General features: G+C 68.7%; 15 protein-coding genes and 1 pseudogene. 15 read left to right on the top strand and 1 reads right to left on the bottom strand.

The features are described from left to right. The 3 genes from G3A44_RS21285 to G3A44_RS21295 form a co-directional block, all read left to right on the top strand. A partial coding sequence (locus G3A44_RS21285) for a TonB C-terminal domain-containing protein (protein WP_163459764.1) occupies window positions 1-541 on the top strand: 541 nt, incomplete at its 5' end. A gap of 187 nt (window positions 542-728) precedes the next feature. Continuing rightward, window positions 729-2,426: a putative porin gene (locus G3A44_RS21290; RefSeq protein WP_163459765.1), complete on the top strand. Its 1,698-nt coding sequence runs from the start codon at window positions 729-731 to the stop codon at window positions 2,424-2,426. 12 nt (window positions 2,427-2,438) lie between these two features. Then, window positions 2,439-3,125 carry a hypothetical protein gene (locus tag G3A44_RS21295; protein ID WP_163459766.1) on the top strand — a complete coding sequence of 229 codons (687 nt, stop codon included), beginning with the start codon at window positions 2,439-2,441 and terminating at the stop codon, window positions 3,123-3,125. Between the two features lie 103 nt (window positions 3,126-3,228). Here G3A44_RS21295 and G3A44_RS21300 read toward each other — a convergent pair. Further along, a pseudogene (locus G3A44_RS21300) lies at window positions 3,229-4,163 on the bottom strand (IS110 family RNA-guided transposase); the annotation flags it as partial. An 11-nt stretch (window positions 4,164-4,174) separates the two neighbouring features. On the opposite strand from G3A44_RS21300, the gene G3A44_RS21305 reads away from it, so the two are divergent. The 12 genes from G3A44_RS21305 to G3A44_RS21360 all read left to right on the top strand — a co-directional run bounded on the left by G3A44_RS21305 (window position 4,175) and on the right by G3A44_RS21360 (window position 15,077). Beyond that, a complete protein-coding gene (locus G3A44_RS21305) occupies window positions 4,175-4,636 on the top strand; it encodes a pentapeptide repeat-containing protein (RefSeq protein WP_163459767.1) in 462 nt (153 codons plus the stop codon). 13 nt (window positions 4,637-4,649) lie between these two features. Continuing rightward, window positions 4,650-4,988 carry a pentapeptide repeat-containing protein gene (locus G3A44_RS24295; protein ID WP_163459768.1) on the top strand — a complete coding sequence of 113 codons (339 nt, stop codon included), beginning with the start codon at window positions 4,650-4,652 and terminating at the stop codon, window positions 4,986-4,988. A 40-nt stretch (window positions 4,989-5,028) separates the two neighbouring features. After that, window positions 5,029-5,496, top strand: coding sequence for a DUF2867 domain-containing protein (locus tag G3A44_RS21315; RefSeq protein WP_203561518.1), 468 nt, complete (start codon window positions 5,029-5,031; stop codon window positions 5,494-5,496). Between the two features lie 202 nt (window positions 5,497-5,698). Further along, window positions 5,699-6,022: a helix-turn-helix domain-containing protein gene (locus G3A44_RS21320; RefSeq protein WP_163459769.1), complete on the top strand. Its 324-nt coding sequence runs from the start codon at window positions 5,699-5,701 to the stop codon at window positions 6,020-6,022. Between the two features lie 10 nt (window positions 6,023-6,032). Beyond that, window positions 6,033-7,403 carry a HipA domain-containing protein gene (locus tag G3A44_RS21325; protein ID WP_163459770.1) on the top strand — a complete coding sequence of 457 codons (1,371 nt, stop codon included), beginning with the start codon at window positions 6,033-6,035 and terminating at the stop codon, window positions 7,401-7,403. Window positions 7,404-7,462: 59 nt separating this feature from the next. Beyond that, entirely contained in the window at window positions 7,463-8,446 is a 984-nt protein-coding gene (locus G3A44_RS21330; protein ID WP_163459771.1) for an SOS response-associated peptidase family protein, read from the top strand. Window positions 8,447-8,587: 141 nt separating this feature from the next. Next, window positions 8,588-9,613: a LacI family DNA-binding transcriptional regulator gene (locus G3A44_RS21335; RefSeq protein WP_163459772.1), complete on the top strand. Its 1,026-nt coding sequence runs from the start codon at window positions 8,588-8,590 to the stop codon at window positions 9,611-9,613. Window positions 9,614-9,801: 188 nt separating this feature from the next. Continuing rightward, complete coding sequence (locus G3A44_RS21340) at window positions 9,802-10,776, top strand: sugar ABC transporter substrate-binding protein (RefSeq protein WP_163459773.1); 975 nt, start codon at window positions 9,802-9,804, stop codon at window positions 10,774-10,776. A 78-nt stretch (window positions 10,777-10,854) separates the two neighbouring features. Beyond that, window positions 10,855-11,949 (top strand): ABC transporter permease, encoded by a 1,095-nt coding sequence (locus tag G3A44_RS21345; protein WP_163459774.1) that lies wholly within the window; start codon window positions 10,855-10,857, stop codon window positions 11,947-11,949. Beyond that, entirely contained in the window at window positions 11,946-12,752 is an 807-nt protein-coding gene (locus G3A44_RS21350) for an ATP-binding cassette domain-containing protein (protein ID WP_163459775.1), read from the top strand. The genes G3A44_RS21345 and G3A44_RS21350 overlap by 4 nt, the downstream gene beginning before the upstream one ends. A 167-nt stretch (window positions 12,753-12,919) precedes the next feature. Beyond that, entirely contained in the window at window positions 12,920-14,092 is a 1,173-nt protein-coding gene (locus G3A44_RS21355) for a Gfo/Idh/MocA family protein (protein ID WP_163459776.1), read from the top strand. Between the two features lie 43 nt (window positions 14,093-14,135). After that, on the top strand, window positions 14,136-15,077 hold the full coding sequence (locus tag G3A44_RS21360) for a sugar phosphate isomerase/epimerase family protein (RefSeq protein WP_163459777.1): 942 nt from the start codon (window positions 14,136-14,138) through the stop codon (window positions 15,075-15,077). Window positions 15,078-15,088 lie beyond the last annotated feature (11 nt).

Raw genomic sequence — 15,088 nt, forward strand, 5'->3', positions numbered from 1 at the left:
CCTGCCCGACCCCCCGCCGCCGCCGCCCCCGCCGCCCCCCAAGGAAAAGCCGCCCGACCCCCAGGCCGCCCCCAAGCCCCAGCCGCAGCCCGACCCCACGCCCAAGCCCCCCGCGCCGGCCAACGAGCCGCTCAAGATGGAAGGCGCCGCCGGCACCGGCCCCAGCGCCTTTGCCGCGGGCAACGTCAGCCGCGACTACCAGGGCGGCCCCGCGCTGGCCGCCTCGGGCCCCGGCGGCGGCGCCAGCCTGGCCGACCGCGCCGCCGAGCGCCTGTACGCCAGCCAACTGCGTCAAAGCCTGCGCGACGAGCTGGAGCGACAACTCCCGCCGGAAGCCGGCGAGATCAGCTCCCAGTTCGCCCTGTGGGTCAGTCCCGAAGGCCGCCTGCAGCGCTGGGAGCTGGACGCCGCCCGGTCCGAACCCGAGCGCCAGGTGCTGGCCAGCGCCCTGGACCGCAGCGCCCAGGCCCTGCGCCTGCCGCCACCTGCCCACCTCACCCAGCCCCTGCGCTTTCGCCTGACCCTGCGCGCCGGCGGCTGAGGCGCCAGCGCCCCGACGTCAACGCCCCGACGTCAACGCCCCGCCGTCATCACCCTGCCGTCATCACCCCGCCATGCCCGGCGGCCACCATCGGCCGCCGCGCCCCGCACCGCACCGACGGTGCCGACGGCGGCCCCCTCCGTGGGGCCGCACCACCGCCCGTCCACACGACCGCCGCCCGCCCGCCATGACGCCCCGCCGCCTGCCTTCCTCCTTTGCCGTCCGCCGCCCCCGGGCCCTTGCCCTGGCGCCCACGCTGGCCGCCTGCCTGCTGAGCGCTGGCTCCGTCCAGGCCCAAACCCCGGCCCCTGCCGCGGCGCCCGGCGCCGTCGCCGAGGCGCCCTCCGGCGCCACCCTGCAGGCCCTGGTCGAGGCCCTGGTGCGCCAAGGCTTGCTCAGCCGCGCCCGCGCCGACGAAATCCTGGCCACCCCCAGCGCCCCCGCCGCCGAGCCCGCCGGCCTGCCCGTTGTCCGCGTCCCCTACCTCAGCCAGACCACCCGCCAGGCCCTCAAGGAGGAACTGCGCGCCGAGGTCATGGACGCCGCCCGTGACCAAGGCTGGGCCCGCCCCGGCGAGCTGCCCGACTGGGCCCGCCGCCTGCGCATGTCTGGCGACCTGCGGCTGCGCGCCCAGCACGACGGCTTTGATGGCGACAACCTCGCCCCCGAACTCTTCCGCAGCCAAACCGATTCGCCCGCCTGGGCGCCCGACCTCACCAACACCCGCCACGACCGCCAGCGCCTGACCCTGCGCGCCCGCCTGGGCGTCGAGGCCACCCTGGCCGAGGGCTGGACCACCGGCCTGCGCCTGGGCACCGGCGCCGCCAACGCCAGCCCCACCGCCAGCAGCCAGAACCTGGGCAACCAGATGGGCCGCGCCACCGTCAGCCTGGACCGTGGCTGGATCCGCTGGCAGGCGCAGGACGAGCTCTCCCGCCACCGCCTGGAAGGCGGCCGCCTGGAAGTGCCCTTCGAGCGCTCCGACCTGGTCTGGCCCGACGACCTGGCCCTGGACGGCGTGGCCTGGCGCTACGAGCGCCTGCTCAGCGCCCCGCTCTCCGCCTTCGCCACCGCCGGCGTCTTCCCGCTGGAGGAGCAGGTGGCCACTGCCCGCGACAAGACCCTGCTGGGCCTGCAGGCCGGCGCCATCTGGAGCCCGTCGCCGCAATGGCAGCTGCGCGGCGCCCTGGCGCTCTACGACTTCCGCCACATGGAAGGCGTGCGCGAATCCACCCTGGCGCCCACCGACGCCCTGGCCGGCACCACCGCCTACCAGGCCAGCGCCTACCCCGCGGCCGTCCGCCAAAAGGGCAACACCCTCATCAACCTCAACGCCCCCGGCAGCACCGCCGCCCCGGTGTGGGGCCTGGCCTCGCGCTTTCGCCCGGTGGACCTGCAGCTGGCCCTGCGCAGCTTGCACCTGCCCGGCCGCGAGGCCAGCCTGGGCCTGAACGTGGTGCGCAACACCGGCTTTGACCTGGCCGACATCCAGCGCCGCGCCGCCACCGCCGAGGTCGCCGGGCTGGAGAAAAAGACCCTGGCCTGGCAGCTGCGGGCCGCCGTGGGCCCGCAGCAGGCCCCGCAGACCGGCGACTGGAGCGCCTTCATCGCCTGGCGCCACGTCGAGCGCGACGCCTGGATCGACGCCTACACCGACACCACCTGGCACCTGGGCGGCACCAACTACCGCGGTGTTTCCGCCGGCGCGCAGACCTGGCTGGCCCCGCGTGTCACCCTGGGCGCCCGCTTCACCAGCACCCGCAACCTCGACGACGGGGTGCGCTTCCTGGCCATTCCCGGCGACGCCAGCTCGCTCAGCGGCAACCTCAGCAGCGCCCCCCTGCGCATCGACGTGCTGCAGGCCGACCTGACCGTCCGTTTCTGACCGGAGCCCGCCATGCCCCAGCGTCCCCGTGACCCCCGCGCCAGCCTGAGCCTGAGCCTGATGCTGCCGCTGCTGGCCGCCCTGGCCGCCGGCCTGCCCGGCGCCCCCGCCCGCGCCGAGGAAGACAAGCGCCTGGCCCAGACCCGTGAGATCGCCCGGCGTGCCCAGGCCGCCGCCCAGGCCGCCCAGCAAGACGCCGCCACCCAGCGTGCCGAGGTGGCCCGCCTGCAGGCCGAGCTGCAAGCCCGCCAGCGCGAGGCCGCCGGTGCCCGTCAGCAGGGCGAGCGCGCCGCGGGCCAGGTCCAGCAGCGGCTGCTGGACGCCCAAGCCGGCCAATCCCAATGCCAGCAGGCCCTGCAGGTCCAGCAGGCGGCGCAGGCCCAGTGCCAGCAGGCCCAGACCGACACCCAGGCCCGCCAACAGCAATTGGAGGCCCAGTTGGCCGAGCAACGCCAGCTCACCGCCCGCCTGGCCGCCCTGCTGGAGGAGAGCGTGGCCAGCATGGCCCGCACCGAGACCGCCAACCGCGAGCTGCACACCCTGGCCCTGCAAGCCGTGGCCGCCTGGGGCCAGGCCCCCGACCCCGCCCAAGCCCCCAGCGTGCTGGGTGAGCCCTTCCTGCGCCTGAGCCAGGCCCGCCGCGAGAGCGAGGCCGAACGCTGGCGCCAGCGCATCGATGCGCTGCGGGCAGGGCGCTGAAAGGGCCCGGGCGCGCTTCAGCCCATGGGCAGGCCCCTGCCGTCAACCCTAGGGGCCCGTCAGCGCATCCAAGGGGCTGCGCACCGCCCCCCCGCCCATCTTGAGCACATGCCCCCATGATGAATAAGGTGCGCAAGTAGGCGTCGCCGGCTTTGGTGATGCGGCCCAGCCGGCTCTTGCCACCCGAGCTGTATTGGCCCGGTGTCAAACCCAACCAGGCGGCAAACTGCCGCCCACAGCGGAAGTCGTGGCCGTTGCCGATCATGGCGCTGGTGCAGGTGGCCGTGGTCTCGCCCACGCCCTTGAGCTGCATGAGCTGGCGCACCTTCTCGTCGGCCTGGGCCATGACGTGGATGTGCGTGTCGTATTGGGCGATGCGCTCATCCAGGCGGGTGATCTCGTCGAGCAAATCGTTGACCACCGTGTGGGCCCAGGGCGGCAGGGCGTCCAGGTGGTCGCGTGCGCGCTGGCGCACGGTGTTGGCCTTGAGCGGCAGGACGATGCCGTATTCACTGAGCACACCCCGCACACGGTTGATGTGGGCGGTGCGCTGCTCCACAAAGCCTTGCCGGGCCACGTGCACGCTCAGCCGGCTTTGCTGGGTGAGGTTCTTGACGGGCACAAAGCGCATGTGCGGGCGCTGGATGGTCTCGCAGATGGCCGCCCCTTTGGGCAGGGCGCGCCAAGCCAGAGGCTTGGCCCTTCGCCAGGCAGGCTCTGTCCACTGGACAGAGCCAGTCCGGGCTCAGCATCGGCTGCATCGTTCTTCCCCCGCCTGCCGCTCATGCGGTACGGCGTGACGAACTTCGGCGCCACCAGCCGCACGGTGTGGCCTGCGGCCATGAACAAGCGGGCCCAGTGGTGCGCGCCAGAACAGGCCTCCATGCCAATGATGCACGGTGGCAGCTTTGTGATCAGCTCATGCAGCTTGTCGCGCTGGACTGCCGGTCGAACCAGCTCTGGCTTGCCTGCATCGTTGACGCCATGCACGGCGAAGACGTTCTTGGCGAGATCAATCCCAACGCATACGATGGCCATGGACTTCTCCTTTGACTGAGAAACAAGGCACCGACACCATGACGGACCTGCGCCCATCGTGGCACCCCTCAACTTGCGCCGCATCGCAACCGACCCGGGGCGGGGAAGTCCCTTTCATTCGTTGGATAGAAGACCCTATATTCTCGATGGCCAAGGAAATTCTTCTTTCAAACCCATCAAGAATCGAATCCAACAAACGCCGCGAATGGTACGAGAATTTACCAAAAACCAAACATCCCTTCGACGATGAATCTGCAGACTTTCGCTGTCTAACCTTGGATCAGACTGAAATCGGGAAAATCTGGCTTTCCTATGTTTTAGACGGCTCCACGGCGAAAGGTGCAAGTTTCTTGGGGACTCGATTCCAGGGAGCCTCAATAATTGGCTGCGACTTTACCGGGGCGCGCTTCGAGATCGCACAGATGTCCCCAGTTTTTGCAGAGTTGGCTACCTTTAGGGTAGTGTCAATTTGATCGTTGCTTTCTCATGGCAACTGACATATATGGTCAGAAACAGGGAACATTCCGCAAGTGCGATTTCTCAGGCGTGCGCGCCTTCAGAACCGATTGGAATTGGGCCGATCTTCGTGAAGCCCGGATGAGACACGGAATATTTGAGCAATGCGATTTCTCGCGATGCAATCTGGTGGGTTGTGAAATGGAATTTGCAGATTTTCGTGATTGCAATTTTGCCTTCGCCGATATCACCGACTCGCCTGTCAATCGCCGTACTCTTGCGGTCGGTGAAAATAGGGGCGTTGAGTTGATTAACTGGCACCGCCCGCCTACATCAAAGCCATGCTCAACGACCCCGCGTTCCGCTTGAATGCCACATCCCACCAGGGAGTGCCCTTCATCCAGACACTCTGAGCGCGGCGTCTTACCGGGATTCCCACCGCGCCCCGCTCACCCACCCCAGCGCCGGGGTGGTGGATCTGTTCTTCGCGGTCTTTGGCCACCACCCGGCCTGGATGAAGGCGGCGATCCGGGCGCGGAACCGGGTGGTGCGGGCCTTGGGGCTCCAAGTGCCGGCAGAGTCCAACCAGTTTGACGGGCCGCGCCGAGCGGCCTATCGGGTGGGCGACACGATTGGCCGGTGGCCCATCTTTCTGCTCAATGAGCAAGAGCTCATTGCCGGGCGAGACAGCAGTCACCTTGATTTCCGGGTGTCGGTCTTGCGGCAAGTTCAGGACGGACAGGCCTGGGTGACCATTTCCACGGTCTGCAAGGTCCACAACCGGTTCGGCAAGGCCTACCTGCGCTGCGTGCTGCCGTTCCATCGGCCAGGGCTCAAGTTCATCATCCGGCGGGCCATGCGGGCGGGCAGGCTTTGAGTGGGCGCTGGAAGAAGCCAGAGTTCGTTTCGGAGAAGTTTCGGAAAAGCGGAAACTCTTGCCGGCAGTCTTCAGGACACTAGAATGTTTCTGGTTTTCCGAAATTTCTGCAGATCAGGCTTCACAGACTCTATGATTTCGGAACAGCAGAAACAGAAGCAGCATTGGCGCGCCGCGCCCAGCGCGCCACGAACCTTGCCACATGACTGACACCAACCGCAGCAAACCCACCCTGCTCCAGTCCTCCGCGGCCATGGGGCCGCTGGTGCGCGCGCGCCGCAAAGCGCAGTCGCTGCGCATCGACGACGCGGCCGGCCTGCTGGGCGTGTCGGTGGACCTCATGTCACGGCTTGAGAACGGCCAGGGCTCAGTGCGGCTGGACAAGGCCTTGGCCGTGCTCGATGGCCTGGGGCTGGCGCTCTTGGTGCTGCCCAAAGAACATCCGTGGGCCCTTGAAGCCGGCTCAGGGGATGAGGCTTCTCGTCCAAACCCACCTTTGGCCGCCACCGGCCAGCCCAAGTCATGAGGCAGCCTGCATGACGCACGCCTTGCACGTCTGGGCGGGTGAGGTTCGCCTGGCCACCATCGACTACGACGCCCGCGACGACCACTGGCGCCTACGCTATGCCGAGGCCTGGGCGCGCGACGCGCAGGCCTGGCCGCTGTCACCGGTTCTGCCCCTGGTGCCCCCGGCGGCAGACCATGCTTCTGCCTCCATCAAACGATTCATTGAGCACTTGCTGCCCGAAGGGCGTGCGCTGGATGTGGCGGTGGCCTACAACGGCTTGGCCAAGGCCAACATCTTCGGCCTGATTTGGGCACTTGGGGCGGAGACGGCTGGCGCCCTGCGCTTCACAGGCGAAGCCGAGCGCCCGGCCCCGGCGGTTGAACCCATCCTGCGAGAGCTCCCCCTTCAAGAGCTGGACCAGCGCATTGCCGAACATGAGCACCTGCCGCTGACGGTGTGGGATGGCAAGGTACGCATGTCGGTGGCGGGTCTGCAAGACAAGCTGCTGGTCTACCTCGACCGCCCCATGTCTGAGCTGGGGCGGGCTGGAGCGCGCCTCTTCTTGGTGGAGGGTGAGCCATTGGCTTCCACCCACATCCTCAAACCCGACACCGGCAATCCAAAGACGCCGCACCTGGCGGTCAATGAGCATTTCTGCATGTCACTGGCCCGCCGCATGGGCCTGCCCGTGGCAGAGGTCCAACTGCTGCGCACGCCACGGCCCGTGCTGGTGGTGCAGCGCTTTGACCGCGTGGTCACATACATCAACGGGCAGCCGCAGGTTCACCGCCGCCACCTCATCGACGCGTGCCAGGCTTGCGACTTGCCCGTGACCCACAAATACGAGCGCAACCTGGGCAACGCAGGAGCCGTGCGCCACATTCGCGACGGCATGAGTTTTGAGCGGCTGTTTGGCTGCGCCGACCTCACGGCCAACAAGGCAGCCGCCAAGTTGGCCCTGTTGCGCTGGGCGCTCTTCCAATTCTTGATTGGCAACAGCGACGCCCACGGCAAGAACTTCTCGTTTTTTGTCCGCCCGGGTGGCCTGCTGGAGCCCGCGCCCTGGTACGACCTGGTGAGCGTGCGGCAGTACGCCAGCTTTGACACCGAGCTGGCCATGGCCTATGGCGACATCTTCAACCCGGCAGAGATTTCGGCCTTTGCCCTGGCCGACTTTGCCGCACGCTGCGGCATTGACCGCCAGCTCTTGCGGCGTGAGGGCCAACGGCTGGCCAAACGGGCAGCAGCAGCAGCCTTGGAACAGGCACGGGCCGATGACTACGAGGGTGCCGGCGAACGCGCCTTTGTAGAAGGTCTCGCTACCTGGGTGGCACGCCACGCCAACCGGTTAACAACACTGGTGGCAGACGCCGCACGCTGGAAAGACGAGTACCTCTGACCGCTCGGCCGGTTCACCACGCCCCCCCACGGCTGCCCCACCGCCACCACAATCCCCCCATGTGCTACAGCGCCCAAGTCACCGCCGACTACCGCCAGTATGTGCAGTTGTTCGGCGCCACGCTCAGCCCGCAGGACTTCTACAGCCTGTACTTCCGCAAGGCGCAGGGTGAAAAGCTGCGCACGCCGCTGGCCATGGACCGGGCGCTGGAACAGGCGCCGCCGGCCCCGCCCGCCGGTGATGGGCCCGGCCTGGTCGAGCTGATCGCCCAGTTGCGCGGCACGCAGGCCCAGGCCTGGGAACAAGAGCTGTTTCGCCAGCGCAAGCGCCTGGCCGATGCGCAGCGGGTGCTGGCCACCGGCCGGCCCACCAAAAAAGCGCAGGAGGATGAGCGCATCGCCTCGGCCAAGGTGCCGCAGCTGCTGGGCTGGCTGGCCGACCTGCGCCGCACCGAGCCGCAGGCCCGAGACGCGCGCATCTACCCCGGCTGGTACTTGCCGGTGATGGTGTGGGAAGACGGCCAGCGTGTCGTCAAGCCCATGCGCTACCAGTGCCGGCCGGCGGGCAAGCCCGCGTTGTATGACCAGAAGTACCCGGGCACCTACAACGCCCGGCGCGACAACCTGCAGGGCTTCTGGAAAGGCCAGTTTGGCCACCAGCATGGGGTGGTGCTGGTGAGCGCGTTTTATGAAAACGTGGCCCGCCACGCGGCTGAAGGGCGCGACCTGCGGCCGGGTGAAACGCCAGAGAACACGGTGCTGGAGTTCCGCCCCCAGCCCGCGCAAGACATGCTGGTGGCCTGCCTGTGGTCACGCTGGCAGGCGCCGGCGGGATCGGATGAGGCGGACCTGCTGTCGTTTGCCGCCATCACCGACGAGCCCCCGCCCGAGGTGGCTGCCGCCGGGCACGACCGCTGCATCATCCCGCTCAAGCCCGAGCACCTGGACACCTGGCTGCGCCCCAACCCGCGCGACCTGGCCACCCAGCAAGCCCTGCTGGACGACCGCGAGCGGCCCTGGTACGCGCACCGGCTGGCGGCCTGAGCGGACGGCAGGCGCAGGCACGCCGCGTAAGATCGCCCGCCCGCCTTCCCGGCGGCCCACTGCCACCGTCCCGTTCCACGGCGCACACGCCAAGCGCCCCGATCCGCCGCCCCGGCACCGTGAGCGGCCGCCACACCCGCCATGACGACTTCCGGTTCCAGTTTTCGCAAGGTCACCGCCAGCGACGTCGCGGCCCTGGCCGGCGTGTCCAAGGGCACGGTCTCACGCGCCTTCACCCCTGGTGCGCCCATCGCCCAGGCACAGCGCGAGAAGGTACTGAAAATCGCCGCCGAGCTGGGCTACAGCCCCAACCTGCTGGCGCGCAGCTTGGCCACGCGCAAGACCTACATCATCGGCCTGGTGCTCGATGAGATGGCCACCAACCCCAACCAGTTGGCCCTGCTCAACGAGGTGACGCGTCAGCTGCAGGCGCGGGGCTACAGCTCGCTGCTGCTCAACATCAGCGCTGCAGGGGATGCGGCACAACCCCTGCGCATGGCCGACCAGCTGCAGATTGACGGCCTGCTCTTCCTGGGCGTGACCCTCACCGACGCGCTGATTAACTTCGCGCGCGATATCAAGCACATCCCACTGGTGGTGATGTTCCGCAACAGCGCTGACGCCGGCATTCCCTACGTGAGCACCGACGGCTACCAGGCCGGGCGCGAGATCGCCGCGCTGCTGCTGCAAGGCGGGCACCAGCGCATCGGCTACATGGCCGGACCCACCTCGGCCGGCACCACCCTGCGGCGCTTTGAGGGCTTTCGCGACGCACTGGAGGAACGGGGGGTGCAATTGGCCGCCGTGCTGCAGGCCGAGCACTACGACCACGCCTGCGGCCTGCGCAGTCTGATGCGCCACTGGGAGTCCACCCCGCGCGAACAACGCCTACAAGCGCTGTTCTGCGAGAACGACATCCTGGCCCTGGGGGCGATGGACTGCCTGGTGGCCTGCAACGCCGCCCGGCGCGTGGCCATCGTGGGCTTTGACGACATCGCCCTGGCCGCGGCGCCCAGCTACGACCTGACCACCTTCCGCCAACCCATGGAGTTCCTGGTGGGTGAGGCGGTCAGCCGCCTGCTGGACCCGACCCGCCAGACCGCCGGCTCCTGCCTGGCCCCCGGCACCCTGGTGCTGCGGACCTCCCACCTGGGGATGGCGAACTGACACGCCGCCACACCGGGTAAACCCGGTGAACATCCTGACGAGCCACGGGCTACATTGCATTGCAACCGGTTGCAGTGCGATGTGTAGTCCGGTTGCCGACATCAGCAAGACAAGAAAAGTTTGTTCGGTTATTCCACCGCAAGCCCTATTTCTTGTAGACATCACAAGACATCGCGCAGGAGACAGACGTGAATTTCATCAAATTGGCAGTGAATGCGGTTGCAGTTTTGGCGGTGGCATCCGGCCTGTGTGGACCGGCCGTGGCCGCGGGGGCCAAGATCATCGTGATCGGCGGCAAGGCCGACGACCCCTTCTGGTCCATCGTCAAACGCGGTGCCGAGGCGGCCGGCACCGTGGTCAAGGCCCAGGGCGGCTCGGTCACCTGGCTGGGCCCGCAGAACTACGACAACCTGGGCCCGGATGCGGCCCAGCTCATCCGCTCGGCCATCAGCCAGAAGCCTGACGCCATCGTGGGCCCCAACTGGGTGCCCGCAGCGATGGACGACGCCTTCCGCGAAGTGGTCAAGGCCGGCATCCCGCTGATCCTCTACAACGCCGGCGGCAAGGCGGCGGCCGACAAGCTGGGCGCCCGCAACTACATCGGCAGCGACGAATACGTGGCCGGTGTGGCCGGCGGTGCCCGCTTTGCCCAGGCCGGGGTCAAGAGTGTGCTGTGCGTCAACACCGTGCCCGGCGCGGCCAACCTGGAGGCCCGCTGCAAGGGCGTGGCCGACGGCATGAGCAAGGCCGGTGGCAGCGCACGGCAACTGCCCCTGCCGGCCACCAGCTTCGGCAACCCCACGGCAGTGGCCGAGGCCATCAAGGCCGCACTGCTGCGCGACGCGAGCGTGCAAGGCGTGATCACCATCAGCGCCGGCGATGCCAACAGCGCCGCCACGGCCATCGCACAGGCTGGCAGCAAGGTCCGGCTGGGCACCTTCGACATGGACGCCGCCACCCTGGACCGCATCAAGAAGGGCAGCCAGCTCTTTGCCATCGACCAGCAGCCCTACCTGCAGGGCTTCCTCGCGGTCTCCCTGCTCAACGCCTATGTGCAGTACGGACTGGACGTGCCCACCAGTCCGATCCTGACCGGCCCGGGCATCGTGGACGCCACCAACATCGACGCCACCCTGGCCGGCGTGAAGGCTGGCGCCCGCTGAGCGCCACGGCAGCGGGGCGGCCCAAGCGCCCCGCCTTCCCCCCCACCGCCCCGGCCCCCGCACCTCCAAGGACCTCCCATGACCGCCCTCAACCCCGCGCATGCCACCCGATCCGCGGCCCTGCCACCCGTCGCCGCCGACTCCCCACCGCGCCCCGGCGGCGCCAGCCTGGCCTCACTCCTGCGCCGTCCCGAGACGGGCTCGTTCATCGGCCTAATGGCCGTCTTCCTGTTCTTCGCCGCCTTCGGCGGTGCCAACTTCCTCTCCAGCGGCGGCACCGCCAGCTGGCTCAACGTGGCTGCAGCCCTGGGCATCGTGGCCCTGCCAGTGGGCCTGCTGATGATCGCCGGGCACCTGGACATCTCCATCGGCTCGATGATCCCGGCCTCGTCGATGACGGTGGCCATCGTCTCGGGGCACTACGGCGCCCCCATCGCGGTGGGCATCGCCGCCGCCCTGGGGCTGGGCCTGCTGGTGGGCCTCATCAACGGCCTGCTGGTCATCCGCACGGCGGTGCCTTCGCTCATCGTCACGCTGGCCACGCTGTTCGCCGTGGCGGGGCTGACGCTGGGCTTGTCTGTGGTGTTGGCGGGCAGCACCAGCGTGCCGCTGGACGCGGGCCCCACGGCCAAGGCCCTGCTGGGCCAGTACGTGGGTGGCGGCAAGTTCCAGGTCACCCTCTTCTGGTGGGCCGGCGCCGCCCTGGTCGTGGGCTATGTGCTGCACCTCTCGCCCATGGGCAACTGGCTGCTTGCCCTGGGGGGAGACAAGGACAGCGCCCGCAACGCCGGCATCCCCACCGAGCGCCTGACGCTGTGGATGTTCATGGGCAGCTCGGTCAGCGCCGCCTTCGTGGGCATGTCGCAGGCCATCCTCTACAACAGCGCCCAGGTCTCGGCCGGCATGTCCTTCATCTTCAACTCCATCATCTCGGTGGTCATCGGGGGCGTGCTGCTCACCGGCGGCTACGGCTCGGTCATCGGCATCGTGCTGGGCACGCTGACCTTCGCCATCGTCAACCAGGGCATCTTCTTCACCGGCTTCGATGCCAACTGGGCCAGCCTCATCATCGGCGTGCTGCTGCTGCTGGCGGTGCTGATGAACAACACCTTCCGCAAGATGGCCCTGGCCAACGGCCAAGGCAAGACCGGAAAGAACAAGGTGAACGCATGAACACCCCGCTGCTCAAGCTCTCGCATGTCCACAAGTCCTTCGGCCCCATCGACGTGCTGCACGACATCTCCCTGGAGGTCCGCGCCGGCGAAGTGCTATGCCTGCTGGGTGACAACGGTGCGGGCAAGTCCACGCTGATCAAGATCCTCTCCGGGGTCCACCGCCCCACCTCGGGAACGCTGGAGATGGACGGCCGTGCCGTGGACTTCACCAACCCCAAGGCCGCCACGCTCAAGGGCATTGCCACGGTTCACCAGTTTGGTGGCACCTTCCCGCTGATGAGCATCGGCCGCAGCTTCTTCGTGGGCGCGGAACCCAAAAAGCGCTGGGGCCCGCTCAAGGTCTACGACCGCAAGCGCGCCAACGAGATCGCGGTGCGGGCCGTGCGCGAGTTCGGCATCACCCGCATCGACGACGGCGACCGCCTGGTGGGCGGGCTGTCAGGCGGCGAGCGCCAGGCCCTGGCCATCGCCCGCGCGGTGTACTTCGGCGCCCGGGTGCTGATCCTGGACGAGCCCACCGCCGCGCTGGGCGTCAAGGAGGCGGCCCATGTGCTGCGCATCATCATGCAGGCGCGGCGCAAGGGCATTGCGGTCATCTTCATCACCCACCAGGTGGTGCATGCCCTGACCGTGGGCGACCACTTCGCGGTACTGATCCGCGGCACCAAGGCGGCCGACTTCCGCAAGGGCGAGAAGACCCGCGAGGAAATCACCGACCTGATGGCCGGCGGCGAGGCCATGGCCGAGCTGGAGGCCGAGATCGAGCGCGAAGCCCTCGCCGCCCGGCCCCACCCGGCCTGATCCCGGGCTGGCGCCACGCGCCACCACGGCAAGCCGCAGGCCGCGGCCTGCGGCGCCCCCCTTCCCACCACCGGCCACCCCGAAACCCAGGGACGGCCGCCCCACGCCCGCGGCTGCAACCGGTTGCAGGCGCGACACCTCCCCTCTTACCGGACACAGGAAACCCCATGATCAACGGAGAAACCTCTCTCACCCGCCCCCTGCGCTGGGGCATGGTCGGCGGCGGCCGCACCGGCCAGGTCGGCTACAAGCACCGCACCGGTGCGCTGCGCGACGGCAATTACCGCCTGCTGTGCGGCGCCTTCGACCTGGACGCCGAACGGGGCCGCGACTTCGGCACCGCCCTGGGCGTGGCCCCGGAGCGCTGCTACGCCGACTACCGCGAGCTGATCTCCCAGGAGAGCGCCCGCCCCGACGGGGTGGAGGTGGTCTCGGTGGCCACGCCCAACTTCACCCACTACGAGATCACCAAGGCGCTGCTGCAGGCCGGCATCCACGTCATCTGCGAAAAGCCGCTGTTCTTCACCTCGGCCGAGTGCGAGGAGATCGCCGCGCTGGCCCGCGACAAGGGCCTGATCGTCGGCGTGACCTACGGCTTCACCGGCCACCCGCTGGTGCACCAGATGGCGGCCATGGTCAAGAAGGGCCTGCTGGGCGACATCCGTCTGGTCGACATGGCCTACACCCACGGCTTCAACGCCGGCGACGACACCGGCGCCGGCGAGGCGGTGAAGTGGCGCACCAACCCGCGCACCGCCGGCCCGACCTTCGTGCTGGGCGACATCGGCACCCACCTGTACTACCTGTCCGAGCTGGTGCTGCCGCAGCTCAAGGTCGAGCGCCTGCTGTGCGACCGCAAGGCCTTCATCCCGACGCGTGCGCCGCTGGAAGACCACGCCACCGTGCTGATGCACTACGACAACGGCGCGCGCGGCCGGCTGTGGGTGTCGTCGGTGGACGCCGGCAACATGGGCTCGCAGCGCTACCGCTTCGTGGGCACACGCGCCAGCCTGTCGTGGTCCGATGCGCACCCCGACCAACTGATCTACGAAGTGCAGGGCGAGCCCGGCCGCGTGCTGCACCACGGCATGCCCTACCTCGAGCCCGAGAGCCTGGCCGTCGACCGCATGGGCGCCCTGCACACCGAGGGCCTGGGCGACAGCTGGGCCAACATTTACCTGTGGATCGCCCAGGCCATTGACGCCCGCCGCCGGGGCGACGAGGCCTTCCTGGCCGGCCACCACTACCCCGGCATCGAGGCCGGCACCGCCGGCGTGCGCTGGCTGGAGCACTGCGTGCGCTCCGCCGATGCCGGCGCCGCCTGGGTGGACTGCGCCTGATTCCCGCCCCTCCTGACCCTCCACCACACCTCGGGAACACCCCATGAAACTCGCCATCTGCACCGACGTCTACGGCCACCTGGCCTACCCCGACATGCTCGACAAGGTCCTCTCGCTGGGCGTCACCGCCGTTGAGATGACCGCCGGCGGCTGGGCCGGCTGCCCGCACGTCAAGCGCCAGGAACTGCTCGACAGCGAAGCCGCCCGCATCGCCTTCATGGCAGAGCTGGAAAAGCGCGGCATGGAAATCGCCGCCCTCAACTGCTCCGGCAACCCGCTGTGCCCGGGCGAGATGGGCGAGCAGCACACCGCCAGCACCTACGACACCATCCGCCTGGCCGGCCTGCTGGGCGTGAAGAAGGTGGTGATGATGTCAGGCTGCCCGGCCGGTGCCCCGGGCGACACGGTGCCCAACTGGATCACATCCACCGTGTCCTGGCCGGCCTACATGGCCCCGGCCCTGGACTACCAGTGGAACGAGGTGGCCATCCCCTGGTGGCGCAAATTCGTGCAGCACTGCAAGGCCCACGGCGTCACCCAGATCGCCATCGAGGAGTTCCCGTGCATGCTGGTCTACAACCCCAGCACGCTCAAGCGCCTGCGCGACGCCACCGACCCCATCGTCGGCATCAACCTGGACCCTTCGCACCTGATGGTCATGGGCGCGGAGCCCATTGCCGCCGCCCGCGCCCTGGGCCCGGCCATCCACCACATCCACGGCAAGGACGCCCGGGTGGAGCGCGGCCTGGCCGATGTGGACGGCCTGCTGGAAACCCGCCCGGTGACGGACGCCGCGCAGCGCACCTGGAACTATGTGGCCGTGGGTTGCGGGCGTGACCTGCAGTGGTGGAAGGAGTTCTTCTCCGTCTGCCGAATGATGGGCTACGACGGCCACGTCTCCCTGGAGATGGAAGACCTGACCATGTCGGTGGAGTCCGGCGTGCTCACCTCCATCGCGGCGCTGCAGCAGACCATCAGCCGCTGAGGACCGCACCC

Source organism: Ideonella livida, assembly GCF_010499455.1.
Lineage (GTDB): Bacteria > Pseudomonadota > Gammaproteobacteria > Burkholderiales > Burkholderiaceae_C > Ideonella > Ideonella livida.

Excerpts from the sequence above, each read along its gene's own strand:
- G3A44_RS21350 (WP_163459775.1), top strand. The coding sequence starts at position 11,946 with ATGAACACCCCGCTGCTCAAGCTCTCGCATGTCCACAAGTCCTTCGGC.
- G3A44_RS21345 (WP_163459774.1), top strand. The coding sequence starts at position 10,855 with ATGACCGCCCTCAACCCCGCGCATGCCACCCGATCCGCGGCCCTGCCA.
- G3A44_RS21290 (WP_163459765.1), top strand. The coding sequence starts at position 729 with ATGACGCCCCGCCGCCTGCCTTCCTCCTTTGCCGTCCGCCGCCCCCGG.
- G3A44_RS21295 (WP_163459766.1), top strand. The coding sequence starts at position 2,439 with ATGCCCCAGCGTCCCCGTGACCCCCGCGCCAGCCTGAGCCTGAGCCTG.
- G3A44_RS21320 (WP_163459769.1), top strand. The coding sequence starts at position 5,699 with ATGACTGACACCAACCGCAGCAAACCCACCCTGCTCCAGTCCTCCGCG.
- G3A44_RS21355 (WP_163459776.1), top strand. The coding sequence starts at position 12,920 with ATGATCAACGGAGAAACCTCTCTCACCCGCCCCCTGCGCTGGGGCATG.
- G3A44_RS21335 (WP_163459772.1), top strand. The coding sequence starts at position 8,588 with ATGACGACTTCCGGTTCCAGTTTTCGCAAGGTCACCGCCAGCGACGTC.
- G3A44_RS21360 (WP_163459777.1), top strand. The coding sequence starts at position 14,136 with ATGAAACTCGCCATCTGCACCGACGTCTACGGCCACCTGGCCTACCCC.
- G3A44_RS21330 (WP_163459771.1), top strand. The coding sequence starts at position 7,463 with ATGTGCTACAGCGCCCAAGTCACCGCCGACTACCGCCAGTATGTGCAG.
- G3A44_RS24295 (WP_163459768.1), top strand. The coding sequence starts at position 4,650 with ATGGCAACTGACATATATGGTCAGAAACAGGGAACATTCCGCAAGTGC.
- G3A44_RS21325 (WP_163459770.1), top strand. The coding sequence starts at position 6,033 with ATGACGCACGCCTTGCACGTCTGGGCGGGTGAGGTTCGCCTGGCCACC.